27 protein-coding genes and 1 pseudogene are annotated in these 23,118 nt (G+C 60.3%); 9 read left to right on the plus strand and 19 right to left on the minus strand.

Going from position 1 to position 23,118, the window contains the following annotated elements:
- Positions 1-4: 4 nt before the first annotated feature.
- Positions 5-1,114, minus strand: coding sequence for a calcium-binding protein (locus tag N826_RS40765; RefSeq protein WP_052832417.1), 1,110 nt, complete (start codon positions 1,112-1,114; stop codon positions 5-7).
- 625 nt (positions 1,115-1,739) lie between these two features.
- Here N826_RS40765 and N826_RS42170 point away from each other — a divergent pair.
- Positions 1,740-1,916 carry a DUF350 domain-containing protein gene (locus tag N826_RS42170; RefSeq protein ID WP_169789448.1) on the plus strand — a complete coding sequence of 59 codons (177 nt, stop codon included), beginning with the start codon at positions 1,740-1,742 and terminating at the stop codon, positions 1,914-1,916.
- 472 nt (positions 1,917-2,388) lie between these two features.
- Positions 2,389-2,850, plus strand: a complete 462-nt coding sequence (locus N826_RS31930) for a terminase small subunit (RefSeq protein ID WP_044435749.1) — start codon at positions 2,389-2,391, stop codon at positions 2,848-2,850.
- Here the strand turns inward: N826_RS31930 and N826_RS31935 are convergent.
- Positions 2,847-3,203, minus strand: a complete 357-nt coding sequence (locus N826_RS31935; RefSeq protein ID WP_044435750.1) for a hypothetical protein — start codon at positions 3,201-3,203, stop codon at positions 2,847-2,849. The genes N826_RS31930 and N826_RS31935 overlap by 4 nt on opposite strands.
- Positions 3,204-3,440: 237 nt before the next feature.
- Here N826_RS31935 and N826_RS31940 point away from each other — a divergent pair, with 237 nt between their 5' ends.
- Positions 3,441-3,872 (plus strand): hypothetical protein, encoded by a 432-nt coding sequence (locus N826_RS31940; RefSeq protein ID WP_044435752.1) that lies wholly within the window; start codon positions 3,441-3,443, stop codon positions 3,870-3,872.
- Between the two features lie 4 nt (positions 3,873-3,876).
- On the opposite strand, the gene N826_RS31945 is transcribed toward N826_RS31940, so the two are convergent.
- The 7 genes from N826_RS31945 to N826_RS31975 form a co-directional block, all read right to left on the minus strand.
- The gene (locus N826_RS31945) at positions 3,877-4,158 is read right to left on the minus strand and encodes a hypothetical protein (RefSeq protein WP_044435753.1); all 282 of its coding nucleotides are present in this window, start codon (positions 4,156-4,158) and stop codon (positions 3,877-3,879) included.
- Between the two features lie 320 nt (positions 4,159-4,478).
- Positions 4,479-5,645, minus strand: coding sequence for a helicase RepA family protein (locus N826_RS31950; protein WP_052832421.1), 1,167 nt, complete (start codon positions 5,643-5,645; stop codon positions 4,479-4,481).
- Positions 5,645-6,550: a DUF7146 domain-containing protein gene (locus N826_RS31955; protein WP_052832423.1), complete on the minus strand. Its 906-nt coding sequence runs from the start codon at positions 6,548-6,550 to the stop codon at positions 5,645-5,647. The genes N826_RS31950 and N826_RS31955 overlap by 1 nt, the downstream gene beginning before the upstream one ends.
- A gap of 1,145 nt (positions 6,551-7,695) precedes the next feature.
- Positions 7,696-8,055, minus strand: a complete 360-nt coding sequence (locus N826_RS31960; RefSeq protein WP_044435755.1) for a hypothetical protein — start codon at positions 8,053-8,055, stop codon at positions 7,696-7,698.
- An 11-nt stretch (positions 8,056-8,066) separates the two neighbouring features.
- Positions 8,067-8,327: a hypothetical protein gene (locus N826_RS31965; protein ID WP_044435756.1), complete on the minus strand. Its 261-nt coding sequence runs from the start codon at positions 8,325-8,327 to the stop codon at positions 8,067-8,069.
- Between the two features lie 2 nt (positions 8,328-8,329).
- Entirely contained in the window at positions 8,330-8,515 is a 186-nt protein-coding gene (locus N826_RS31970) for a hypothetical protein (RefSeq protein ID WP_044435757.1), read from the minus strand.
- A gap of 163 nt (positions 8,516-8,678) precedes the next feature.
- Entirely contained in the window at positions 8,679-9,014 is a 336-nt protein-coding gene (locus N826_RS31975) for a hypothetical protein (RefSeq protein ID WP_044435758.1), read from the minus strand.
- A 48-nt stretch (positions 9,015-9,062) separates the two neighbouring features.
- Between N826_RS31975 and N826_RS31980 the strand changes: the two genes are divergently transcribed.
- Complete coding sequence (locus tag N826_RS31980) at positions 9,063-9,359, plus strand: helix-turn-helix domain-containing protein (RefSeq protein ID WP_084721357.1); 297 nt, start codon at positions 9,063-9,065, stop codon at positions 9,357-9,359.
- Positions 9,360-9,396: 37 nt separating this feature from the next.
- Here N826_RS31980 and N826_RS46055 read toward each other — a convergent pair whose 3' ends face one another.
- From N826_RS46055 to N826_RS31985, 3 genes are all read right to left on the minus strand, one after another.
- Entirely contained in the window at positions 9,397-9,609 is a 213-nt protein-coding gene (locus N826_RS46055) for a helix-turn-helix transcriptional regulator (protein ID WP_084721355.1), read from the minus strand.
- A 159-nt stretch (positions 9,610-9,768) separates the two neighbouring features.
- Positions 9,769-10,890 carry a hypothetical protein gene (locus N826_RS43565; protein ID WP_147041063.1) on the minus strand — a complete coding sequence of 374 codons (1,122 nt, stop codon included), beginning with the start codon at positions 10,888-10,890 and terminating at the stop codon, positions 9,769-9,771.
- A 58-nt stretch (positions 10,891-10,948) separates the two neighbouring features.
- Positions 10,949-12,148 (minus strand): tyrosine-type recombinase/integrase, encoded by a 1,200-nt coding sequence (locus tag N826_RS31985; RefSeq protein ID WP_044435759.1) that lies wholly within the window; start codon positions 12,146-12,148, stop codon positions 10,949-10,951.
- A gap of 161 nt (positions 12,149-12,309) precedes the next feature.
- Here N826_RS31985 and N826_RS31990 point away from each other — a divergent pair, with 161 nt between their 5' ends.
- Positions 12,310-12,696: a sodium:solute symporter family transporter gene (locus N826_RS31990; protein ID WP_044435760.1), complete on the plus strand. Its 387-nt coding sequence runs from the start codon at positions 12,310-12,312 to the stop codon at positions 12,694-12,696.
- Between the two features lie 46 nt (positions 12,697-12,742).
- Here the strand turns inward: N826_RS31990 and N826_RS31995 are convergent, their stop codons facing one another.
- From N826_RS31995 to N826_RS32020, 6 genes and pseudogenes are all read right to left on the minus strand, one after another.
- On the minus strand, positions 12,743-14,143 hold the full coding sequence (locus tag N826_RS31995; RefSeq protein WP_044435762.1) for an NAD(P)(+) transhydrogenase (Re/Si-specific) subunit beta: 1,401 nt from the start codon (positions 14,141-14,143) through the stop codon (positions 12,743-12,745).
- 17 nt (positions 14,144-14,160) lie between these two features.
- Positions 14,161-14,430, minus strand: a pseudogene (locus N826_RS32000) (proton-translocating transhydrogenase family protein); the annotation flags it as partial.
- A gap of 34 nt (positions 14,431-14,464) precedes the next feature.
- Positions 14,465-15,646 carry a Re/Si-specific NAD(P)(+) transhydrogenase subunit alpha gene (locus N826_RS32005; protein WP_044435764.1) on the minus strand — a complete coding sequence of 394 codons (1,182 nt, stop codon included), beginning with the start codon at positions 15,644-15,646 and terminating at the stop codon, positions 14,465-14,467.
- Between the two features lie 111 nt (positions 15,647-15,757).
- On the minus strand, positions 15,758-16,690 hold the full coding sequence (locus N826_RS32010) for a histone deacetylase family protein (protein WP_044435765.1): 933 nt from the start codon (positions 16,688-16,690) through the stop codon (positions 15,758-15,760).
- A gap of 89 nt (positions 16,691-16,779) precedes the next feature.
- Positions 16,780-17,220: a CBS domain-containing protein gene (locus N826_RS32015; protein WP_044435767.1), complete on the minus strand. Its 441-nt coding sequence runs from the start codon at positions 17,218-17,220 to the stop codon at positions 16,780-16,782.
- A 46-nt stretch (positions 17,221-17,266) separates the two neighbouring features.
- Complete coding sequence (locus N826_RS32020) at positions 17,267-18,292, minus strand: 2-dehydropantoate 2-reductase (RefSeq protein ID WP_044435769.1); 1,026 nt, start codon at positions 18,290-18,292, stop codon at positions 17,267-17,269.
- A 381-nt stretch (positions 18,293-18,673) separates the two neighbouring features.
- Between N826_RS32020 and N826_RS32025 the strand changes: the two genes are divergently transcribed.
- The gene (locus tag N826_RS32025; protein WP_044435771.1) at positions 18,674-19,363 is read left to right on the plus strand and encodes a GntR family transcriptional regulator; all 690 of its coding nucleotides are present in this window, start codon (positions 18,674-18,676) and stop codon (positions 19,361-19,363) included.
- A gap of 28 nt (positions 19,364-19,391) precedes the next feature.
- Positions 19,392-20,348, plus strand: coding sequence for a LysR family transcriptional regulator (locus N826_RS32030; protein ID WP_044435773.1), 957 nt, complete (start codon positions 19,392-19,394; stop codon positions 20,346-20,348).
- Between the two features lie 36 nt (positions 20,349-20,384).
- On the opposite strand, the gene N826_RS32035 is transcribed toward N826_RS32030, so the two are convergent.
- Complete coding sequence (locus tag N826_RS32035; RefSeq protein WP_147041061.1) at positions 20,385-20,678, minus strand: hypothetical protein; 294 nt, start codon at positions 20,676-20,678, stop codon at positions 20,385-20,387.
- Between the two features lie 386 nt (positions 20,679-21,064).
- Between N826_RS32035 and N826_RS32040 the strand changes: the two genes are divergently transcribed.
- Positions 21,065-21,535, plus strand: coding sequence for a formate dehydrogenase subunit gamma (locus N826_RS32040; RefSeq protein WP_044435777.1), 471 nt, complete (start codon positions 21,065-21,067; stop codon positions 21,533-21,535).
- Entirely contained in the window at positions 21,532-23,112 is a 1,581-nt protein-coding gene (locus tag N826_RS32045) for a formate dehydrogenase beta subunit (RefSeq protein WP_244619708.1), read from the plus strand. Before N826_RS32040 ends, N826_RS32045 begins: the two co-directional genes overlap by 4 nt.
- Positions 23,113-23,118: the final 6 nt, after the last annotated feature.

The following is a 23,118-nucleotide window of genomic DNA, read 5'->3' on the forward strand; positions in this document are numbered from 1 at the left end:
AATACTAGCCCCAATATGTCCACGGATGGGTAAATGCCGAATGGTCGTCGTTGATTTCATAATCAAAGCCGTACTTGATGCCAGTGACACCTACCAACTTCATGGTAGCCGATCCTGAAGTGTTCATGTCGTCCATGACGATAACGGTGGAGCCGTTGATCTCCTGAATGCTGTCGACCCAGCTATCGAGAAACAAGTGGTCTTCACCTTTCTTGAAATCCGTGACAGTTACGATGCCGTCACTATCTGAGAGCAAGGCGAACCAATCTTTCCCAGCGCCGCCGGTTAGGATGTTGGTACCGCCTTTACCTCCGTACAGCCTGTCATCTCCATTGCCGCCCTTGAAGGTATCGTTGAACACACCGCCTTGAAACCGATCGGCTTGGTTTGAACCGATCACTTCGACCGGCGCAGTATTGTAGTATCCACGGTACTCACCGGGTTGGGTGCCGGCAAACTGGATGCGCTCTATGCTGTCGATTGTTGCAATCTGACCATAATTCCAACCCATGTCGTTCTGTGGATCTACCGTTCCGACCTCGCTGCTGTGCGCGAAAGTGAGGCTACCGGCAACGTTGTTAGTAATAGTAACGGTGTCGAAGCCAGTGCCACCGGAGATGAGGTTGTGCAACCCGCTGTAGTAAGTTCCACCGGGCAGCGTAGCTGTGTTGAAAGTGTCGTTGCCGCTTCCGCCGAAGGCATTGTCGTACTCGCTGACCTTGATCGTATCGTTGCCGTTCTCGCCGTGCAGGTAATCTTGGTCCTTGCCGTTGCCTTCGATCGTGTCATTACCATCACCGCCGTGGATCTGATCGACTCCCTCATCCCCCCATAGGCGATCATCGCCAATGCCACCATTGATGCTGTCGTTGCCAGCACCGCCAGATAGGGTATCGTTACCGGCATCGCCTCGGATGATGTCGTCGCCGGTACCACCGAGAACTCTGTCAGCGCCATCACCAGCCAGAACAAGGTCGGCTCCGGCACCCAAGTCAATATAATCATTACCTCCCTTACTATAAATATCGTCGCTACCACCCTTGCCATAGATAGTGTCAGCATAGGCTGTGCCGTTTATCGTATTCGCGTTGTCGTTTCCATTGATAGTAGCCATCTGATGATCCACATAATTTATATTATATCGCCATATCAAATTTACTTCCGGTAATAGGATTTGGTTATGTACAAATTGGGGTAGTGTACTAATGATACTATCAGTGAATTGAACCAGGGAGATTGAATGGGCAGGAGCGCCCATGCTCTCGTAGGTCTCACGAACAAGACCATCAAGTACGGATGCCCCCTTTAAGGCCAGCCGGCCCATTGATGCATGATCGACCAGCCGGCATGCGGTCTCCGTGATCGTGATGGAGTTTCTATGACTGGAGAAATTTCAGGCATCCGGGGCCATGCGCCTGAGTGCGGTAGAACAGGGGCAGGATGCGCCATGGTGCTGGAGTGGCTCCCCACCACTAGCGACAGCTCTGGTGGGGTTCCAGGGCGGCCTGGAAGCGCTGAGCGAGGGCGATATCCTGGCTGGGGTACCGGCGCCCCGGGGGAGACCCCCTCCGGCCGTCAATCGAAAAGCGTTTAGGCCCCGCGAGCAAGCGCACCATTTTTTCAAAACCCAACACACCGCTGGTGTCGCGGCAATCAATCCAGGCAGGAGGCTGTCTCCGACTTGTCAGGCCAGCGACCAGCATCTTCGTACTGGACATGATCTGTAGGGCATCGTCGCCTTGGTCCTCCATCTGGCGGCCTTCGGCATCGCGACGCTGATGTTCCGCGACATCCGGCCGATGATCGAGGGCGGCAACGGCGCGGCGGCACTGACCCTCGCCGGAATTCAGATCGGGATCCGCCTGCTGAACGCTGGTGCAATGGCCGGATTATCACCATGTTCGCATCGAACTTAAGAGAATGAACCGTGGGACCTTTCTTGGCCGGAACGCCCCACGGCTCATGCATGGACCAATCCTACGGAAAAGAGGATCAGCCTATGTTGGCCATATTAGCAAAATTCGAAACAATCCTGAAGCCCCTGCGGATCGCAAGCATCTTCATCACCATCGGCCGCACACTTTGGTGGATCGTAGAGTTGTTGACCCAGAGCGGCGATCGGTTTGATCCTCCAACTGTCTAATGATCCAGCGCGGCATCGGTTTAGTGAAAGCTGAACCCGTGCCGCCTGTCTTTACTTGGGGAAGATGCTTGCATTGATCAAGGTTGAGAGCTTGCCTCCTGCCCGATTGCAAAGGCATGCATTACGCAGCTTTGACGCAGTAAGTGTGTTTAAGGCGACATATGCCTCAGAGTTGAAAATCTGGACTGAAGCCACGATCTTGAAGTATCTTCTTTATCAAGATTTCGTGTCTCTGGAGTTTCGTCATGGCGGACAAATTGACCTCTAAACAGACCGCGTTCGTCGAGGCGCTTCTCTCCGGGATGACGCAGGTGGACGCATACCGGGCCGCGTATGACGTCTCGGGCATGAGCGACAACGCCCAGCACGTCGAAGCGAGCAAGCTGTGCCAAAACCCTAAGATAGCCCAAAGACTCGCCGAGGCCGCCCAGGCCAGCCGGGAGAAGATGGAGATCTCGACGGCGCGGCTCACCGAGATGGCCCTCGAAGCCTACGAAGTCGCCCGGCACAACTCTAATGCTGCCCATATGACCGGAGCAGTACTCGCCATCGGCAAGCTGAACGGCCTGATCGTCGACCGGCAGGAGCGCAAGGTCGAGAACGTCAGACCGAAAGCCAGCCGCGAGGAAATGATCGCTGAGTTGAACAAGGTGGCGGCCGAGATGGGGGTCAGCATCATCGACAACGCGCCGGCATCCAGGCATTAACCGACTTTCCCCGCGGCCTCTTGCGCGAGGGTGGTGGCTGTGTACCGCTCGAGCGCAGCCCGGATCCCTTGATCGACGGGCAGGCTGTTCAAGCCGGCAAGCACCCGCACCAACTGCGCCCAGTCGCCTTCCAGGACGACGAATAGTCTGTTGTTCGCGTCCAAGACCATGATGTCCGGAACGGGATCATCGTTCAGATCGGCCGGTTCGTCGCACTCGCTCCCATCGTCGGCGAGGAAGGCGTTCAAGGCGTCGGCGAAGCCTGGATCCGTCTTCAAGCGATCTGCCACCATGCGCAGCGGTGCGTGGAGATCGTGCGGTAGGCTGGTGAAAAAGACCGGGTCGGGCATCATGGTGTCTCCTTTTTGGGGTTGCGGCGCTACCGCTCCAGGCCGGCATTGATTGCCAGCTGCGTTCCGCATTCGTTCGAAATCCGATGAAGTTAGCGTTCGAACTAAGCTTTTCGGAACGGGAGCGGAACAGCCGCATTTTCTGGAAAATGATCTCTTGGGCACGGATGCCGATCTCGTGCGTTCTTCGCTGGTTGACAACGCCGGCCGGAGATTTTGCCCGTCATGAGAAGGAACCCTATGGTCAGCGTTGGGGCCATCCTGGTGAAGCCTCATGGCATCGACTCCGAACTGTTTCCAATCCGCTTTCGCACTCTGGAGCGGATCTGCCGTAAACTGATGGCGCCGGGTCTCTACCGTGGGCAGGAGGGAGCGGGTCGACAGCTTCTCGAGCGACTGCTCAGGCGGGACGAAAAGCCGCTCGTCTTGGAAGTCGTCATCGGGGTCCTTTTGACCGCCCGTCTCTGTGACCAGGACATTGATCCGAAGGTGCGGGCGATCGTCGCTGTCGTGAGAGCTGGCCTTGATCCTGACGAATACGAAGTTCGGATCTTTCACGAACCCTTCGACCGGGATCTCATGGATGCCGAGGAGGTGTCCGCATTGGTGGCGAGCATGATGACGTCTCCGGACGGAGATGCGCCGTCGGCGCGAACTGGTTCCGCGGAGTAGCAGCTCAACCACAGCTCACACCCTGGCGGGTCGTTGACCGGGTCAGCGTGGCGAGGCTTGCGAGGATACGCCGGCGCCGAAGGGTTGGCATGGTCATGAGCGCCTCCCAAGCCTCGATCGCGGCCGCGTCAGTCGGATCCACTTCGGCTTGAGCCAGTGCCTCGCACAACGGATGATCGGGACCGGCCAGGAGCTGGACGAGCGCGCGAAGGCTGCGAAGTCGTGCCAGCCGTTCGGCTGGATCCAGGCCCTGCATCCAGGGACCAAACTGATCAGGCCGGTCCATGGGCAAATTCCTGGTCGTGGGCATCAAGCGTTACGCCCGTTACTCCCCTTATAGAGGGGGAGTAACGTAACGTAACGCCTAGCCGGTTTGCCGAGGCGTTACGGACAGCGTTTAGTAACGCCCTATAACGCCCGTAACGCTTGTCCTGAAAATCCTTTGTAATCAGCATATTGGATGGGCAAGGCGTTACTATTTTCCAAGATTTCTGACTAGTAACGCCCTGGTTTTCCGAGGGCATGGAGAGCGGTTGAAAAGAGGGGAAGTGGCTACACGTCACTGCAGGAAATAGTAACGCCCTTATTCCCGTCAGAATATAGCGATCAGACCAGCCAGACATAGCCATCCTCCATGCCGATCCGGTGTTTCCCACGTAATGCCACCCTTATCCGATGCCATGCCTGGCGCCCTGCGTTGCCTTCCTCGATCACTCCGCCGCGTCTGGCGTATTCTCCCCATTCGTCCAGCGTTACGACCGTTACGGATTTTGGGATGGCGTTATGCGTAACGCTTCGCCCCTTATCGCAGAGGGCATTCTTCAGAATTTCCAGGGCGGCTTCATGGGCAGGAGTTAGCGGTTTCGGCTTCTTGCCGGCCGCACCCGTAACCGCTTCGGCGCCTTCATGCTTGACCACACAGGATTTGATCAGGTCGCCATCCTCATCCTCGCCGATCGTCAGGCTTTGCAAGCGAAAGGCAAATTCCGCGCCTTCCTCGCCATCTTTCTGTTTCTTGATGCACGCCATCTTAATTCCGGCATCGCCGTCCGACGTCAGCTCGATCTCGGTATCAGTTGCCGCCCGAAGGCTGCTGTGGCCTCGTGCTCCCCTGGCGACATCCTTACCGCAGTGGTGGATGATGAGGACATGCGCTCCGGTCTCCTCACGAATGCGATCGATATTGCGGATGAAGGCTCCCATAGCCTCCGGAGCGTTCTCGTTTCCGCCAGCAATGGCTCTCGCTAAGGTGTCGACCACGACCAGCTTGATTGGGAACCGCAGCGCTGCCTCTTTCACCTTCCCGATTAAAGGCTCGGTGTCAGCGGCCGGGTCCAGCAGGTCCACGCACGTAGGGATCATGGCGAAAGGGGGAGCGGCATCCTTCATGCCGTAATGGCGCCTGAAGGCCTCGATCCGTTTGCGGATGCCGTTTTGGCCTTCGGCGGCGATGTAGATGACGCCACCTTGCTTTACCTTATGCCCACGCCACTCCCAGCCCAGCGCGATATGCAACGCCAAGTCCAGGGTAAAGAAGGTTTTACCGCCACCGCTTTCTCCATACAGCACTGACATTCCGCATTCATCGAGCACACCTTTGACCAAGGAGGCAGATTTCATCGGCGGCTTGATATCCTCGAACCAGATAGGCTCAAGCCGATCGGGAGGAGGCGACATCCCTACGTTATCGATAGGTGGAGCTTCATCCCAAGTTGAAGACAAGGGATCTACCCTCAATCCCTGATCAAGATCATCGATGTCGTCCAGGGGCATCACGCCATCACTACCCGCGATTTAGCGCGGAGCATGTCGTTGAAATCGAGACGAGGATCGGGCGGAATTGCCAAACGCACGACTCGCCCAACAGACCCCCAGTTCCGAGCCGCCTCATGTGCTTTGCTTAAGCCGATCCTGTCATGGTCGGCCATGATGGTCACCACGGACACATCGTTGGGGATGCGAAGCAGAGGCATGTTGCCGGCCGAGATCGAGGACCAAGCCGGCTGGCCGAACTCCTGGACGGCGACCAAGGCATTTTCGATGCCCTCGGCCACTGCCAGCGCTCCAACCACTGCATCAGCATCAGAGGTCGCGTCGAGGCGGATCGGCAAGCCGCGCACCGGTCCTAGCGACATCTTGGCGTCCAGATCGTCCGGCAGCTTGGCTTTGCCATTGCCCCCTGGCTCCAAGAAGGTTCGGTGAACTGCCATGGGCGGTCCGCCATAGCCGACGGCGGCGACCATGACGTCGTAGGTTTCACCGGTGCCAGGGTGGCGGAGGCGGGCATATCTCAGTGTCGGAGGGATATCCTCCAGCTCGAAGCCCCGGTGCCGCAGATACTGCTCGACTGGAGTTCCTGAAGCCGATTGCGTCGCGTTCCAGATCTGTCTGGCGACGTAGATCCGCCGTTCGGCATCGCGTCGCAGTTCCGTCTCTGCAATCCGTCGCCGCTCCGTCAGCTCTGCTCGAGACAGCCGCGATACGCCGGTGCGAAACTCGACGCCGCAGATCTGGCAATGGTGACAACACCATACAGCGCGGTCGGTGTGTACGGTGATGCTCAGGCAGCGGGCCTTCTTCTTCTTTCGCTTGTGGCTGCATTCGGGACAGGCGGTGTAAATCGTGCCTGTCCGCCAAGCCTTGATCGTCGACCGGATGCTGTCTTGTAGATCAGTCATGAGGCACCTCAACCAAGCGAAGGCTTGGGCGGGGTGGAGGAAAGCGATCGGCGCCTAAAGGTCCGAGAGCGGCGGGATCGAGCGCAGCGTATCGAGCCGCAATCTGCTCGACTGCTGTCATGCGCATGGTTTCAGCACCGAGATCGCGCAACATCTCTAGCAAAGCGCGGGGCCCCTGCTGATGGATCCGGAGCACGTGTCGCTCTAAAGCTCGATCCCGGGCAAACCCAAGGCTATCAGCAGCGGCTGGAGACTTCCGGTTCATACCGCACCACCATTCCGGCCGAGACCAGCGAGATCAACGATGAGAGCGGCACGATCACGGGAGAGGCCGTACCGTTGGCTGATCCAAGCGATCGGAAAGCCTTGAAGGTCTGATCTTGTTGACACAAGAAACGTGTTGAGCGGACAGGGGTTATCCTGTACCATGCTGCATAAGAAGTTCGAGTTTTTCATAAGCAGAACTCCAGGTAACTTCTGCCGTTGGCGCGGCAGGAGGTGACAGACAAAACGGCCGCATCCCCATGCGGCCGTTTCTGCTTTCTAGGCGAATTGCTCGGCCTGCTCTGAAGGACGCGCTATCGGCTCAGAGTTTTCGCTGGGAGCATCCAAGTCCCGTGGGACCTGTCGATGCTTCAAGAGCCAAGCCTCTGCGTCTGCGCGTCGAACGAATACCTTTCCGCCGCGAGGACCGAACCGAACTTCCACAGGGCCTAGGCCTCGTTTTCTCGCATTGTAGTAAGTCGGTCGGCTTTGCCTTGTCAGCGCGCAGAATTCCGAAATACTCAACAGTGCATTTCCAAGCTCGTCCGGCATCATGGGCTATCCGTGCTTAACTGGTTGAAATCGGATAATACGGTTATAGTCTCAAATAACCTTTTCGTCAATAGTACCCCGAATGATGAGATAAGAGCCAAGTCTAACACTTCATTTGTGTGAGAGTTAGACACCTTCCGTGTGTTTCTTTTACTTCGAAAAATTTCTGATATGACACGTCTTTTTGTGTCAGTCTCTGTCTTTGAAGGCCATTTTTCTATTACGTTTCATGGAGATAGACGAGGCATGAGATAATTTTTCAACCTCATTCAGGTCAATTCGGCCGACATGATGACGTTGCCATGTCGGCCGAACTGCCCATCTCTTGGTCAGCTAGTCTTCGGTTCCGCTCCACCGATGAGGTCGGCCAGCAGTCGCTCGAAATCAGGCTGGATCTCGGCAATGAACTGGATAACGAGCGGATCCCCGCCCTGCTCGGCAAGGTGAGCGAGTACGATAGCCTTTCCCAAACCGCCGGCTGGGGTTTGTGCCTGAGTAGCCATCATCTGATCAATGACGGCGTTCTCTCGACCGACAGCCGTGTCCTCGGCAGTAGATAGAGCATCCCGCTCGTCACCGTTTGTGCAACCCTCCAGGGCATCTGATGCGGCAGTCGTCGCATAGCGGGCTTCTTTCCACTGGAAAAACAGGTCGATAGCCGGGTCGGCGTAGGATTGGGGCGTCGGCATTGTCGCGCTCCTCAGAAACTGGCGTGGACGGAGAAAGACGACGGCGAGCAGGTGAAGACCTCCAGGCCCTTGCAAGGCGAGCAGATCCAATTGCCAGGCCCGGTGCTGGCGAAGTCCCTGGAGCAGTGCAGGCAGCGGCGCGGCTTGGTCTTCGGCGCGGCAGCGGCTCGGGACTTTGCTGCGCCATGGGCGGCAGTCTGGGCGATGATCTCGGGATCGAGGACCAGGGCGCCGAAGTCGAGCTGGCCCAGTACGAAGCAGGTGCAAGCCATGGTCAGTGCTCCACGGGCTTGCAGCGCTGGAAGGCCACACGGGCAGCGGTGTCACGTTCCTTCATGTCCAGCAGCTCGGCCACTTCGGCCGCCAGGGACCGGTGACTGGGGGTCCAGCCGGCCAACATGGACAGGGCAAGCCTGCCGGTGGTATTTGTGGTGTTGTTCGTGTTTGGATGCACTTGCATGAACTCCACTTCGGTGGAGCCGGGAGACTGTTCGAGCAGTCCCCCGGCACCGGGGTTGATCAGTGGCTGTTGTCGGTGTCGCGGTAGATCCAGGCTCCGCGGAGCGTATAGACCGCGCTGCCGGTGCGGCCGATGATGACGGGCTGGTGCTGGGCCATGGCCATTACTCCGCAGCGAGGGCGGCGGCGTACCGCGCGTTATCGAAGTGCTTTTCCAGCGCCTCGGGGAAGCCGCAGGGCTCTTTGTAGAAATCGATGTCCATGACGCGCAGTTCGTCCTGAGCCGCATATTCCAGGTCGGTGGCAATGGCGATGGCTACGTCTTCGTCCTCAGCCAGCTCGCGGGCCAGATCAGCGGTGAGGTAGGTGCCGGCGAGCGGCGAGTAGCTGGTCATGACCGTAACCAACTCGATGGAGCTGCCCAGGCGGCGTACCGACAGAGTGATATAGGTGTTCTCATCGCCGATGGAGCTGAGGACGGTGGCTTTGTTAGCATCCATTCCCGAAGACTCCTGCTGGTGTTGTGTTTAGTGCTTGTGGGCATTATAATGAGGCTTCTTCGTGAGGCTTTCAAGCCTTATTTTGATGCTCAAAAGCTTTTTTGGGGGGCTTGTGTGATTTCAGGCGATCAAATACGAGCAGGCAGGGCGCTAGCGCGACTGTCTGCCAAAGAGTTGGCAGAGCAGGCAGGAGTCGGCCTCACTGCTATTCAGCGGATTGAGAACGGCGTGGTTTCGATAAGGAACGCCAAGGCTGAAACCGTGGAAGGCATCCAGCGAGCATTAGAAGCGGCCGGGATCGTGTTCCTGCCGGATGGCTATGGCGTGACCAAGCGCCAGCCATGATCCGTCTCACCTATGAGGTTTTAGACGACGGGGATCTTCACCTGGATTTCGACTTGTTTTCGATCCACTCAGTGATTTCGGTCTTACGCCATGCAATCCGGCGAGGGCCGAGATGAATGCGGCGCGGGAATTTGCCATCTCGTTCCAAGCGCCAGATATGCACTGCGGAATATGGTATCATCTCTCGCAGCTCTCGAGACGAAATCAGCTTCTCCAAGCCAGCGCTGGCTGCCGGACGGTCTGTAAGCATCGATCTTCCTCCTGAAACCTGACTGGAGGAATGAATGCACTGGTAGCGGTAGGAAAGCACCGGGGTTGAATAACGCTCAGATGGCGTTGGCGCCGGTTGATGTTCAGACAAGCCAGTCCAGCTCCCCAATCGATCCAGAACCTGGTCGACGGTCACTAGTCAGGGAGGCGGCATAGGGCTTGCCCACATCCTCCTGGCTCTGGCAAGTCCCCTCTCGGCCGCTTCCAGTTCTTTAGTTCCTCTGGCTGTCCGCACCCAGGCGCCCCGCTCCCTCCGCATTTCATTTTTGTTATGGGCATCAGGCTCCACATGGTTGGCAACACTGCCCTCGACCATCAGCTCACCGAGTCGTTTCCGAACTTGCTGAACACGACGTTTCCCTGATCCCATTCCTGCGCGTGCAGCGACCGAAGCTGTTTCCGACGCCGTGACTTCATCCAACGCAGCGAGCAACGATTGGTCCTCGGCACTCATCGTCGGTGCCCATAGATCATCAGACCCACAAGTGGGACAGGTTTCATCGAGCAGATCTGGCCCATTGATGACTTCGCCGGCCGGGCCATGCCATTGGCATTGACCACACCACATGTATTCCGGTACGCCTTCAGCGGCGGAGGCTTCCGCCTTCTCTTCGAGATGGCGCCGCACTAATTCTTTGGAATTCACTAGGTCATCTATGGCTATCGCAACGAGGATTTCTTCCACCAAGCTTTCGAACGGCGTCCACGATCCGTCGCGTCCATCTCCATCGCTCCATGAGCGGCTTGGGACCTTACCTGTGGCGATGCTGTAGGCATACGCGATAGATGAGACGAGTACTGCCTCGGCTGGCCTGCCCTGCCCGCCCGGACCTACCTGTGCCCGCAGTTCGGTATGCCATCGGTTTTGCGGACGTTTCTTGCCGGTCTGCCGCACACAACCGCCTGATACCAAGGACATCGTTATTTGCTCGGCTGATGACTTTCGGACTGAGGCATCTGAACTCAACAGCTGATCCGCTTGAGGAAGCGGCCTGAATTGTTCGGCAATTTCCCGAGCACCATCTGACAGTGAACTGAGCAGAGTCGGCAGGTCGGCGCCTGGCGACGTGACAGGACGACCTTGAAGGAAGAGTCTTGTTGCTTCGTACAACTCGCGAATTTCACGGGCAACGACAACCCGATCAGGCTGGCTGTAGTATTCCTGCACCGCCCCCTTGATACGGGCCATGAACAAGCCTGCACCGTCCTGCGGAACCGCGTCACGAAGCTCGACCTCGATACGGGAGAGAGCTTCCATCAAGGGCCGACGCTCGCGGAATGCCTCCAACCGGGAACGCCGTTCAGGGCGACCTGTCATATCAAGTGGCTCTCGCTTCGATCCCGTCGCTGCCAGCTCGATCTGATCCCTCAGCCAACGAGCAGATGAAGCTGCCCCATGCGTCCATGGCGGCCTTCCGCTGGTCGAGATACTTTCCACGCTGATACACGGCTGCGACCCCGCGGACTGAGGTACTTGCGTGATTGAGGATCTTGTCGACGACTACCGGGTTGATCGCCAAATCCTGGCTCGCGATGGTTGCGAATGATCTTCGTAAATCGTGATAGCACCAACCCGTCACACGGCTGCGCGCAGAAATGCGCTTCTGCGCGCGGGCGAAGCCACTTACCGTCGTCGTCAGTGTCGTCGTGAACAGAAAATCCGCGTGCAACTTGGGAAGGCCACTTATTATCTGCATTGCGGGTGGTGAAAGATGGACAACATGCTCAATGCCGTTCTTGGCCCGTTCAGCCGGAATGGTCCAGACTGCATGCTCCAGATCAATCTCTCGCCAGCACGCATTAGACACTTCCCGAAGCCGCTGGCCTGTCAGGATGAGCAACTGCGTCATGGGTCCGAAGGGATAGCTATCCTGCCCCGCGGCAGTCCAGACTTGTCTCAGCTCGTCATGAGACAGCACCCGATTGCGCGACTGCTCGACACTCGGCGCCTCCATGGAAGCCAGTGGATTGACAGCGATATAGTCGCGGCTCATCGCCCAAGTGAACATGCGCCGCAGACGGCTGAAGACCCGGTTCGCCTCCACTGGGGCGCCGCGATCGACAATCCCGTCCAGCAGACTGTGGATATCAGCCTTGCTGACGGCCGCAATCTCCTTCATGCCGATAACCGGGAGCACATCCTTGCGGATGGAGCGCTCGACGTCGGCCGCGCTTCGATTTCCCGATTGATCTCGTCTCAGCCATTCCTCAGCCACGAATTCGACGGAACGGGTTGAGGGCACCGTCGCCTTAGTTCGAGTGCCCTTTCGCATCTCCCCCAAAGCCTTTACGGCCTCAAATCGAGCATCGGCCAGCGACATCGTCGGGTACTCTCCCAAGCGATCCCGAACCAACTTCCCTTCCGCGCGACCAAGGGCGAACCATGTCTTCCGCCCAGTCGGTTCCACGCGAAGCCTCAATCCTCTCACGCTCGCATCCGGATACTCAACGCGGACCGAAGTCGGGGAAACCTTCGCAACGAATGCCGCACTGAGGGACTTCTGCGTGAGCCGAGGCACAGGCTCTCCTGTTGCTGGGTAACTGGCCGGGTAACATGGGTAACATAAATCGGCGTACTGCCGTGTTATCCAATGTAGCCTTAGGCAATCGTAACCTCAAGCAACAGAACAATTTTTTCTCGGTGGTGTTATGTCAGGTAAGCCGGTGAAAGGTAGGCTCTTTGATCGAAAAGCAGAACGTCGCCTTCCTGGTCGGCCTGACCTTCGGCATCGCGGCCTCGGCCAACTTCCCCGTGCTGATCCTGTCGATGTACTGGAAGGGCCTGACGACGCGCGGCGCGCTGCTGGGCGGCGTCACCGGTCTGGTCTCCGCCGTCGTGCTGGTAGTGCTGTCCAAGGCCGTCTGGGTCGTGGTGCTGGAAAACCCGGCTCCCATCTTCCCGTACGAGCAGCCGGCCCTGTTCTCCATGACGCTCGCCTTCCTGGTGACCATCGTGGTGTCCAAGCTGGACAACTCCGCGTCCGCCGCCAAGGAACGCGACGCGTTCGACGACCAGAACGTCCGCTCCCAGACCGGCATCGGCGCCGCCGCCGCCGTCAGCCACTGAGTGCGGTAGGGGGCCGGGAAAAACTTCCCTGCCCCCTACCTGTCCGTTACGCTACCGACTTGACGATCTCTTCGGTCATCTTCTTCGCGTCGCCGAACAGCATCATCGTGTTGGGCCTGAAGAACAACTCGTTGTCCACCCCGGCATAGCCGGACGCCATCGAGCGCTTGATGAACAGCACGGTCTTCGCCTTTTCGACGTCCAGGATCGGCATGCCGTAAATTGCCGATGTAGGATCCGTCTTCGCGGCAGGGTTGGTCACGTCGTTGGCTCCGATCACGAAGGCCACGTCGGCCTGACCGAAGTCGCGGTTGATCTCCTCCAACTCCATCACCTCGTCATACGGCACGTTGGCCTCGGCCAGCAGGACGTTCATATGGCCGGGCATCCGGCCGGCGACGGGATGGATGGCGTAGCGGACATCGACGCCTTCGTGCTTCAGCAGGTCGGCCATCTCCCGCAGCGCATGCTGCGCCTGCGCCACCGCCATGCCGTAGCCGGGGACGATGATCACGGACGAGGCGTTCTTCATGATGAAGGCGGCATCCTCCGCCGAGCCGGCCTTGACCGAGCGGTCTCCCGCAGGTCCGCCGGCGACAGCCGCCGCCGAGTCGCCGCCGAAGCCGCCCAGGATCACGTTGAAGATCGACCGGTTCATGCCCTTGCACATGATGTAGGACAGGATGGCACCCGACGATCCGACCAGCGCGCCGGTGATGATCAGCAGGTTGTTCTCCAGCGTGAACCCGATACCCGCAGCCGCCCAGCCGGAGTAGGAGTTCAGCATCGACACCACCACTGGCATGTCGGCGCCGCCGATCGGGAGGATCAGCAGGAAGCCCAACGCCAGCGCCAGCAGGACGATGACCCAAAGCGCCGCCGTCGAGTTGGTGGTGCAGAGCCAGACGATGGCCAGCAGCAGCGCGATGCCCAAACCGGCGTTCAGCGTGTGCTGCATGTTGAACACCAGCGGCTTGCCGGTGACCAGCCCCTGGAGCTTGGCGAAGGCGACCAGCGAGCCGGTGAAGGTGATGGCACCGATGGCGACGCCGAGCGCCATCTCGATCAGGCTGCCGACCCGGATGTCGCCCGGCACGCCGATGCCATAGGCTTCCGGCGCGTAATACGCCGCTATGGCGACGAACACGGCGGACAGACCGACCAGGGAGTGGAAGGCGGCGACCAACTGCGGCAGCGCCGTCATCTCGATCTTGCGCGCGGTGACCGCGCCGATGGCGCCGCCTATGGCGATGCCGATGACGATCAGCGTCAGCGACAGGCCGGAGATCAGGCCAGGCAGCAGCAGCGTGGTGACGATGGCGATCACCATGCCGGCGATGCCGTAGTTGTTGCCTTGGCGGGAAGTTTCGGGGCTGGAAAGACCGCGCAGCGCCATGATGAAGCAGATGGCGGCGACGAGATACGCCAGAGGAGCGAAAGCGACCATGGTAATTCCGGGCTCCCTTATTTCTTCTGCTTCTTCTTGTACATCGCCAGCATGCGCTGCGTGACGATGAACCCGCCGAAGATATTGACCGAGGCAAGGATGACGGCGAGGAAGCCCAGCGCCGTGGAGAAGGTGAAGCCGGCGGTGCTGCCGGTCGCGATCAGCGCACCGACGATGATGACCGACGACACCGCGTTGGTGACGCTCATCAGCGGCGAGTGCAGCGCCGGCGTAACCCGCCACACCACGTAGTAGCCGACGAAGCAGGCGAGCGCGAAGACCGTCAGGCCGGTGATGAAGAAGCTATGTTCGGCCATGGGCTCACGCTCCCACGCTGGCAGGTTGAACCGGAGCCTCGGCAGCCGGTGCGAAGGTCGGATGGATCACGGCGCCGTCGCGGGTCAGCGCAATCGCCTTGACGATCTCGTCGTCCCACGGCAGCGCGAAGTTCTTCTCGGCATCGAAACAAAGGCTGAGCAGCGCGAACAGGTTCTTGGCGTAGAGCATCGAGCTATCGACCGCGATCCGGCTCGGCACGTTGGCATGGCCGACGATCCTGACGCCGTGCTTCTCGACGATCTCGCCGGCGACCGAGCCTTCGACATTGCCGCCGGCCTCGACCGCCAGATCCACGATCACCGACCCCGGCTTCATGGTCGCGATCATCTCGTCGGTCACCAGACGCGGGGCGGGACGCCCCGGAATCAGCGCCGTGGTGACGATGATGTCCTGCTTTTTGATCGTCTCGGCGATCAGGGCCGCCTGCTTGGCCTGGTACTCCTTGCTCATTTCCTTGGCATAGCCACCGGAGGTTTCCGCTTGCTTGAACTCGTCATCCTCGACCGCGACGAAGGTGCCGCCCAGCGACTGGACCTGCTCCTTCACCGCCGGCCGGACATCGGTCGCGGAAACCACGGCGCCCAGCCGCTTGGCCGTCGCGATCGCCTGCAAGCCGGCGACGCCGACGCCCATGATCAGCGCGCGGGCGGGAGGGACCGTGCCGGCCGCCGTCATCATCATGGGGAACGCCCGCCCGAACTCCGACGCGGCATCCAGCACCGCCCGGTACCCGGCAAGGTTGGCCTGACTGGACAGCACGTCCATCGACTGCGCGCGGGTGATGCGCGGGACCAGTTCCATCGCCAGCGCCGTGACGCCAGCCTCAGCATAGGCCGGCAGGTGATCGCGGTTGGAATGCGGGTTCAGGATGCCGATCAGCACCGCGCCGCGCTTCATCAACGCCAGCTCGTCGGTGCCTTCGGCGGCGGTCATGGGATGCCGCACCTTCAGCACGACATCGGCGTCGGCATATGTGGATGCGGCGTCCGGAGCGATCTCCGCCCCCGCATCGGCGAAGGCCTTGTCCGGGATCGAAGCGCCGTCGCCGGCTCCGGTCTCGACGACCACCTCGGCGCCCAGCGCCTTGTACTTCTTGATGGTGTCGACCGAGGCCGCAACCCGCCTTTCAGAGGCGCGCCGCTCCTTCGGGATTGCGATTTTCATGGGATCGTGCTCCTCCGGGGCTTGTTCTTGCCTTTGCTGGAATCTCGGCAAAGGGGATCCGTTCGCGGCCCATCGCGGGGCCGCGCCGGTAGAAATCGGATGATTGAAGGGTTAGGCGGCCATCAGTTCGCGGAGATGCGCCGCAAGGCTTTCGGCCAGCCCGTCCATGGAATAGCCGCCTTCCAGGACGGAAACGATCTTGCCGTCGCAGTGCCGCCGGGCAACCGCCATCAACTCCCGCGTCGCCCAGGCGAAGTCTTCCGCCTCGAGGTTGATGTGGGCCAGCGGATCGCGGCGATGGGCGTCGAAGCCGGCGGAGATCATCAGCAGGTCGGGGGCGAAAGCCTCCACCGCCGGCAGGACGAAGTCCTTCATGCCGCGCCGGAACTCTCCCGAACCGGCGAACGCCGCCAGCGGGACGTTGACGACGTTGTCGTGATTACCCCGTTCCTCGCGCGCTCCCGTGCCGGGATAGAACGGCCATTCGTGGGTGGACGCGAAGAACAGGTCCGGTTCGTCCTCCACCATGGCCTGCGTGCCGTTGCCGTGGTGGACGTCGAAATCGACGATGGCGACCTTCTTTATGCCATGCTTGCGCCGGGCATGCTCGGCACCGACGGCGATGTTGTTGAAGACGCAGAAGCCCATCGCCCGCGCCGGCTCCGCATGGTGGCCGCAGGGCCGGACCGCGCAGAACACGTTGTCGATGCCCTCATCGCCCAGCACCGCGTCGACGGCGGCGCAGACCGCTCCCGAAGCGCGCAGGATGGCCGACCGGGAGGTGGAGGACAGGACGGTGTCGGCGTCCAGATGGACCCGCCCGTGGCTCGGCACCGCATCCAGCACGGCATCGACATAGGGCCGTTTGTGAACCGCCGCCAACTGCTCGACCGTCGCTTCCGGAGCTTCGCGCTGCTCCAACTGGCGGAAGTCGCCGGACTCGAGCACGTCCCAGACGGTTTCGATCCGGGCCGGGCATTCCGGGTGGCCCATGCCGGTGTCGTGCAGACGGAAGTCGGGATGGGTGAATATCAGGGTAGTCATTACTGCGCCCGCCTGGAAGTCGTGGAAAGATCGTGCCGGTCCGGAGACCGGGGCTTAGCCCCGGCCTCCTCCGTCTCAGCGGGTCTGCTTCAGTGCGCGAGTTCCGGCGCCTTGGCGTTCTCTTCCGCCGCGATTTCGGCGCGGCGGATGCCGATGAAGTCCCGCACGCCGACCAGCCCGACCAGGGTGTCGCCGTCAAGCACCGGCACGTGGCGGATGTGCTTGTCTTCCATCAGGCCAAGCACATGCAGCAGGGTGTCGGTCGGAGAACAGGTGATGAGGTTGCGGCTCATCAACGACGAGACCTGCATCTGGAGAACCCGCGCGCCATGTTCCAGCAGGGCACGGGTGATGTCGCGTTCGGAGAACATGCCGACGACGATATTGCCCTCGGTCCGGCAGACATCCTTGACCACCAGCGCGCCGATGTTTTCGGCCTTCATCAGGCGCGCCGCGGTCTCCACGGTTTCGTTCATGCGGATCGTTACGATCCGGTGGTTCTTGCTACGGAGAACGTCCTCAACCCTCATGACATTTCCTCCTCGTTTGACGGGTAGCACCCCTTTTTTGTGGAGCTTATTGCGCCGCTACGGCGGGTTGTCCGGCCGGTTCGGGAGCCTTCGTCCTGGTATAGCAACCGGCGATTTCGCCCCGCTGCTTGACAAGAGCCAGAACCACGTCGATGGTCGGAGTCGGAACGCCGACCATGCGGCCCATCTCCTGGACGACGGTCAGAAGCGGATCGATCTCCATCGGGCGCTCGCGCTCAAGGTCCTGGAGCATCGAGGTCTTATGCGCGCCGACGGCACCTGCGCCATTGATCCGGCGTTCGACATCGACGCGGAAGTGTACGCCGAGCCGGTCGCCGATCTCCTTGGCTTCCAGCATCATGGCACGGGCGACGGCGCGTGTCTCCGGATCGGAAGTGATGACATCGAGGGTGGCGTGGGTCAGCGCGCTGATCGGGTTGAAGCACAGGTTGCCCCAAAGCTTCAGCCAGATCTCGTCGCGGATCTTGTCCAGTACGGGTGCGCGCAGGCCGCCGGCGGTCAGAGCGGCGGACAACTTCATGATGCGATCGGACGAGCTGCCATCAGGCTCGCCCAGGCTGAACTTGTCGCCGTAGACGTGCTTGATGACGCCGGGTTCGATCACTTCGGTAGCGGGGTAGACGACGCAGCCGATGGCACGCTCAGGCCCGAATTCCTGCCACTGCTTGCCGCCGGGATCGACGCTTTCTACCACCCGGCCTTCGAAGTCGCCGCCGTGCTTGTGGAAGTACCAGTAAGGAATGCCGTTGACGGCGGTTACGATCGCGGTGTCCGGGCCAAGCAGAGGCTTGATCGACGGGATCGCTCCGGTCACCGAATGCGCCTTCAGCGCAATGATGACGTAGTCCTGCGGACCGAGCTTGGCCGGATCGTCGCTGCATGTCGGGTGGACGACGTCCTCGCCTTCATCGGTGATGAGCTTGACGCCGTTCTGCTGCATGGCCGCCAGATGGGGACCGCGAGCGACCAGACTGACATCCGCACCGCCCTGATGCAGGCGCACTCCCATATAACCACCGATGGCGCCCGAGCCGAAAATACAAATCTTCATGAGCGTCTCTCCCTTGAGGCTTGTGGCTCTTATGCTCTTCTTGGTGTGCTGCTCTTGTTTTTCGCTGTTCTTATTTGGTGTGCGCAACGCCCGTCGGCACACAGCATGCGGACCACGGATCCTGCGTTCCTGGCTTTGATCTTGGTATACATAATACTGTGTGTCAACACGATTCCAGTTCACATCGTGGAAAGCCTTGAAACAGGAACCCCTGGGTCAATACGCCCCTTGTAGGATTGTTGCGCGACACGCCATGAAACGGTAGAACCGGGTATGCGAGGCGTATACTGTATTAGTAATGCAGTCGGCCAGATCAGTCGGGTCAGGACGGGGGCTTGCGACGCGGTACGGCTCAACCAGAAAAGTAGAAGGTGGCAGTCAATGACTGGTCCTACGTTGAACGTCCAGCCGCTGGATACCAGCACCAGTTTTCGTACTCAGGTCTATCATGCCCTGAAGCAGGCGATCACTGAAATGGATATCTACGACCATAAGACCGAAATCCGTCTGGATGAGCGGCAAGTCAGCGAGAAACTGGGCGTCAGCCGGACCCCGATCCGCGAAGCCATGACTCTGCTGGAGCAGGAAGGCTTCGTCCGTTCCCAGCCGCGCCGCGGCATCTTCGTGATCCGCAAGACCAAGCGCGAAATACTTGAGATGGTCACGGTGTGGGCGGCCTTGGAAAGCATGGCTGCCCGCATCGCCGCCGAGAAAGCGTCGGACGAGGACATCCGGTCGCTCCGCGAGCTGTTCAGCGATTTCGAGCAGAAGAAGCCGGCTGAGCACGTCAACGAGTACAGCGACGCCAACATCGCCTTCCACAAGGCGATCATCCGGATGAGCGGCTGCCAGTTGATCCAGGAGATCACCGAAAACCTGTTCATCCACATGCGGGCGATCCGCAAGCTGACCATCGGCCAGGACAATCGGGCGGAACGCTCGATCGTCGACCACAAGAACATCATCGACGCGCTGGCACGGCGCGACCCCGTCGCCGCCGAACAACTCGTCCGCGACCACACGCTGGGCCTCGCGACGCATATCGAGCAATACGGCAACTTCCTGGACTGACGGCGGCGCGCCCGCCCCCGCTCCGGCGATGTTCCGGAAGTTCGTCTATCTGATGGCGCTGGCCAGCGAGCGCCATTTCGGCCGCGCTGCCGCCGCATGCCATGTCTCGCAGCCGACGCTGTCCAACGCGATCCGCCAGCTCGAGGAGGAGCTTCAGGTCCCGATCGTCGAGCGTGGCCAGAAGTTCCAGGGATTCACGCCCGAAGGACAGAAGGTCCTGGAATACGCCCGCCGCATCCTGGCGGAGCGCGACGGCCTGCATCAGGAACTGGGCGCCCTGACGACAGGCCTGACCGGGAGGCTCCGGATCGGCGCGATCCCGACGGCGCTGCCGGTGGTGCCTCACCTGCTGGTGCCGTTCCGCGCAAAGTACCCGCAGATCCAAGTGTCGATCATGTCGCTCAGCTCGCGCGAGATCCAGCGCGAGCTTGACGATTTCGAACTCGACGCTGGCGTCACCTATCTGGACAACGAACCGCTGAGCCATGTCCGGATGGTGCCGCTCTATACGGAACGCTACTTCCTGCTGACCCGCCGGGGCACTCCCGGGTTTGAAGGCCGGACCCGCGCGACCTGGGCCGAGGCGTCCGACCTGCCGCTGTGCCAACTGACCCCCGACATGCAGAACCGCCGCATCGCCGACGCCGCCTTTCGCATGGCTGGGCGAACGGTGACGCCGGCGATCGAGACCAACTCGATGACCAGCCTGTTCACCCATGTCCGTCTGGATCTGTGCTCCAGCATCGTGGCGAGCCAGCTCCTCACGATCATGCCGCCCGACCCCGACCTGATGGCGCTGCCGCTGGTTTCGCCCGAGTTGGCCTATACCGTAGGCCTGGTCTTCGCCGACCGCGACCCGCCTGCGCCCCTGGCGCAGGCGCTGGCGGTGATCGCCGCGCGGGGAGCGGTCGGCGACGCAATCGCAGGTTCTACGCGGGAGGTGCTAGGGCGGCTGGGGATCGAGCCTGGCGCTGTCAGACCATAGTGCTTAACTACCTGTTCAAAGCCGCTGCGTTATTGATCAAACCCTGCGACCGTCGTCGAGTTTATTGCAAGCTTGACCCTTGTTCCATTTGAACAGGACGATCTGATCGCCTCTCCGGGCCGAAATTCTCACGACGCTTACAAGAAGGATGATCATTCCGAATATACCCAGCAGCAAAGATATGACGAGATGATGTAAATTGATCTCTTTCTTATAGTTTCCGTCAAGCGCACACAGCATCATCGCTCCAAGAAATCCTGGAAAATACCAGAATATCAGAACACCATACCAATCTATACCTAAATCGCGCAATAAAGATGTATTTTCCATTTTTTCGGTCTTCCGTCTTAACAAAACTGTTTGTTTTATAAGGATCAAGATTTGAAAAGCGCTTCGGCCTTAACAGAAATTGTGAAATATGAAGTTACAATGTTAAGGAAGTCTTTCCATCCCTTCCGTGCACACTTATGCATGAAAAATGAATATTAAAACGGGATTTTTTTCCGATTCAGCAACCCAGAATACCGAAGCCTGTTCCGCTTCCCCAGGGTATCGCAGGCTGCACAAAGCATCTTCAGGCCATGATAGCCAAACCCTATCACCTCATCAGAATTTGAAATTTGCCAGCTAGCCCCGATCTCCCTCATCCTCCCCTCCAAGCTTAAGAAATAAAAGATACCAGCAGCAGCGGCGGTAAGCCGCGCGGGAGGAACGGGATGGCGGCGCATACGCCTTGGCAGCGTAATCGGGCGCTGGCGATTGTCGAAAGCTATCGGGGCCAGCGTGGCACTCTGCTCCCGATCCTGCACGACCTTCAGCATGAATTCGGCTTTATCAATGACGAAGCGGTGCCGGTGCTGGCGCAGGCGCTCAACCTGTCGCGCGCCGAGGTGCATGGCGTCATCAGCTTCTATCACGACTTCAAGCGCCAGCCGCAGGGACGTACCGTCGTCAAGCTGTGCCGCGCCGAAGCCTGTCAGTCAGTCGGGGCCAACCGGCTGGTGGCCCATGCGGAGCGCCGGCTTGGCGTGACGATGGGTGGGACCAGCGCCGATGGTTCCGTGACGCTGGAGGGCGTCTTTTGCCTGGGCAATTGCGCGCTGGGGCCAGCGGTGATGGTCGATGACCAGCTTCACGGGCGGGTCGATACGGTGCGGTTCGACAGCATCGCGGGAGACATCCGATGACCGAGGCGATGACGGCGGAACAGATCACCCTCTACGTTCCGCGCGACGCCGCCGCCCTGTCCATGGGTGCCGACAAGGTCGCGGCCATGCTTCGGATAGAGGCGGACAGGCGCGGCGTCGATGTCAGGATCGTCCGCAACGGCTCGCATGGCATGCTCTGGCTGGAGCCACTGGTCGAAGTCGCAACCCCGCTCGGGCGGATGGCCTATGGGCCGGTGACTCCGGACGACGTGGCCGGTCTGTTCGACGCCGGTTTTCTGGAGGGGATGGCGCACCCGCTCTGTCATGGACTGACGCTGGAAATACCGTACCTGAAGAACCAGGAGCGCCTGACCTTCGCACGCTGCGGCATCGTCGATCCCGTCTCGGTCGAGGACTACCGCAATCACGGCGGCTTTGCCGGGCTGGAGCGGGCGCTGACCATGACTTCCGCCGAGATCATTGCGGAAGTCACGGAGTCCGGCCTGCGCGGACGCGGCGGCGCCGGGTTTCCGACGGGGATCAAGTGGAAGACCGTCGGCGATGCCGTCGCGGACGAGAAGTTCATCTGCTGCAATGCCGACGAGGGCGACAGCGGCACCTTCGCCGACCGCATGATCATGGAGGGCGATCCGTTCATCCTGGTCGAAGGCATGACCATCGCGGCCATCGCGGTCGGAGCGAAGCAGGGTTACATCTATATCCGCTCCGAATACCCGCACGCCGTCGCCACCATGCGCGAGGCGATCCGGCTGGCCTATCAGCAGAAATGGCTGGGCCATGGGATTCACGGTTCCACCCACAGCTTCGACCTGGAAGTCCGGGTCGGCGCCGGCGCATATATCTGCGGCGAGGAAACTTCCATGCTGGAAAGCCTGGAAGGCAAGCGCGGCACGGTCCGCGCCAAGCCGCCGCTGCCGGCGCTGGAAGGGTTGTTCGGCAAGCCGACCGTCGTCAACAATGTCCTGTCGCTGACGTCGGTGCCGGTAATCCTGGCGCGCGGGGCCAAGTATTATAAGGACTTCGGCGTCGGGCGGTCGCGCGGCACCCAGCCGTTCCAGCTCGGCGGCAATATCCGGCACGGCGGCATCGTGGAGAAGGCGTTCGGCATCACGCTTCACGAGTTGCTGTACAACTTCGGCGGCGGCTCCGCTTCCGGCCGTCCGATCCGGGCGGTGCAGGTCGGCGGCCCGTTGGGCGCTTACCTGCCGCCCGAGCATTTCGATACGCCCAAGGACTATGAAGCCTTCGCCGCGCGCGAAGCGATGGTCGGGCACGGCGGCATCGTTGTGTTCGACGACACCGTCGATATGGCGCATCAGGCCCGCTTCGCGATGGAGTTCTGTGCCGCCGAGTCCTGCGGCAAATGCACCCCCTGCCGGATCGGTGCCGTTCGCGGCGTCGAGATCATGGACCGCATCCTCGCGGGAACCGCCCCCGCCGACAAGCAGCTCACCCTGCTGGAAGACCTCTGCGAGGTCATGGCCGACGGGTCGCTCTGCGCCATGGGCGGGCTGACGCCGATGCCGGTCCGAAGTGCGATCAAACACTTTCCCGAAGACTTTCACCGTCCCGCCGCAGCTATCGCTGCCGAATAAACCCAT

Source organism: Skermanella aerolata KACC 11604, assembly GCF_000936425.1.
GTDB classification, from domain to species: Bacteria; Pseudomonadota; Alphaproteobacteria; order Azospirillales; family Azospirillaceae; genus Skermanella; species Skermanella aerolata.

What these genes read in the sequence shown, in the direction of transcription:
- N826_RS40765 (WP_052832417.1), bottom strand. Translation starts at nt 1,114, where the DNA reads ATGGCTACTATCAATGGAAACGACAACGCGAATACGATAAACGGCACA.
- N826_RS31930 (WP_044435749.1), top strand. Translation starts at nt 2,389, where the DNA reads ATGGCGGACAAATTGACCTCTAAACAGACCGCGTTCGTCGAGGCGCTT.
- N826_RS31935 (WP_044435750.1), bottom strand. Translation starts at nt 3,203, where the DNA reads ATGATGCCCGACCCGGTCTTTTTCACCAGCCTACCGCACGATCTCCAC.
- N826_RS31940 (WP_044435752.1), top strand. Translation starts at nt 3,441, where the DNA reads ATGGTCAGCGTTGGGGCCATCCTGGTGAAGCCTCATGGCATCGACTCC.
- N826_RS31945 (WP_044435753.1), bottom strand. Translation starts at nt 4,158, where the DNA reads ATGGACCGGCCTGATCAGTTTGGTCCCTGGATGCAGGGCCTGGATCCA.
- N826_RS31950 (WP_052832421.1), bottom strand. Translation starts at nt 5,645, where the DNA reads ATGCCCCTGGACGACATCGATGATCTTGATCAGGGATTGAGGGTAGAT.
- N826_RS31955 (WP_052832423.1), bottom strand. Translation starts at nt 6,550, where the DNA reads ATGACTGATCTACAAGACAGCATCCGGTCGACGATCAAGGCTTGGCGG.
- N826_RS31960 (WP_044435755.1), bottom strand. Translation starts at nt 8,055, where the DNA reads ATGCCGACGCCCCAATCCTACGCCGACCCGGCTATCGACCTGTTTTTC.
- N826_RS31965 (WP_044435756.1), bottom strand. Translation starts at nt 8,327, where the DNA reads ATGGCTTGCACCTGCTTCGTACTGGGCCAGCTCGACTTCGGCGCCCTG.
- N826_RS31970 (WP_044435757.1), bottom strand. Translation starts at nt 8,515, where the DNA reads ATGCAAGTGCATCCAAACACGAACAACACCACAAATACCACCGGCAGG.
- N826_RS31975 (WP_044435758.1), bottom strand. Translation starts at nt 9,014, where the DNA reads ATGGATGCTAACAAAGCCACCGTCCTCAGCTCCATCGGCGATGAGAAC.
- N826_RS31980 (WP_084721357.1), top strand. Translation starts at nt 9,063, where the DNA reads ATGAGGCTTCTTCGTGAGGCTTTCAAGCCTTATTTTGATGCTCAAAAG.
- N826_RS46055 (WP_084721355.1), bottom strand. Translation starts at nt 9,609, where the DNA reads ATGCTTACAGACCGTCCGGCAGCCAGCGCTGGCTTGGAGAAGCTGATT.
- N826_RS31995 (WP_044435762.1), bottom strand. Translation starts at nt 14,143, where the DNA reads ATGGTCGCTTTCGCTCCTCTGGCGTATCTCGTCGCCGCCATCTGCTTC.
- N826_RS32005 (WP_044435764.1), bottom strand. Translation starts at nt 15,646, where the DNA reads ATGAAAATCGCAATCCCGAAGGAGCGGCGCGCCTCTGAAAGGCGGGTT.
- N826_RS32010 (WP_044435765.1), bottom strand. Translation starts at nt 16,690, where the DNA reads ATGACTACCCTGATATTCACCCATCCCGACTTCCGTCTGCACGACACC.
- N826_RS32015 (WP_044435767.1), bottom strand. Translation starts at nt 17,220, where the DNA reads ATGAGGGTTGAGGACGTTCTCCGTAGCAAGAACCACCGGATCGTAACG.
- N826_RS32020 (WP_044435769.1), bottom strand. Translation starts at nt 18,292, where the DNA reads ATGAAGATTTGTATTTTCGGCTCGGGCGCCATCGGTGGTTATATGGGA.
- N826_RS32025 (WP_044435771.1), top strand. Translation starts at nt 18,674, where the DNA reads ATGACTGGTCCTACGTTGAACGTCCAGCCGCTGGATACCAGCACCAGT.
- N826_RS32030 (WP_044435773.1), top strand. Translation starts at nt 19,392, where the DNA reads ATGTTCCGGAAGTTCGTCTATCTGATGGCGCTGGCCAGCGAGCGCCAT.
- N826_RS32035 (WP_147041061.1), bottom strand. Translation starts at nt 20,678, where the DNA reads ATGGAAAATACATCTTTATTGCGCGATTTAGGTATAGATTGGTATGGT.
- N826_RS32040 (WP_044435777.1), top strand. Translation starts at nt 21,065, where the DNA reads ATGGCGGCGCATACGCCTTGGCAGCGTAATCGGGCGCTGGCGATTGTC.
- N826_RS32045 (WP_244619708.1), top strand. Translation starts at nt 21,532, where the DNA reads ATGACCGAGGCGATGACGGCGGAACAGATCACCCTCTACGTTCCGCGC.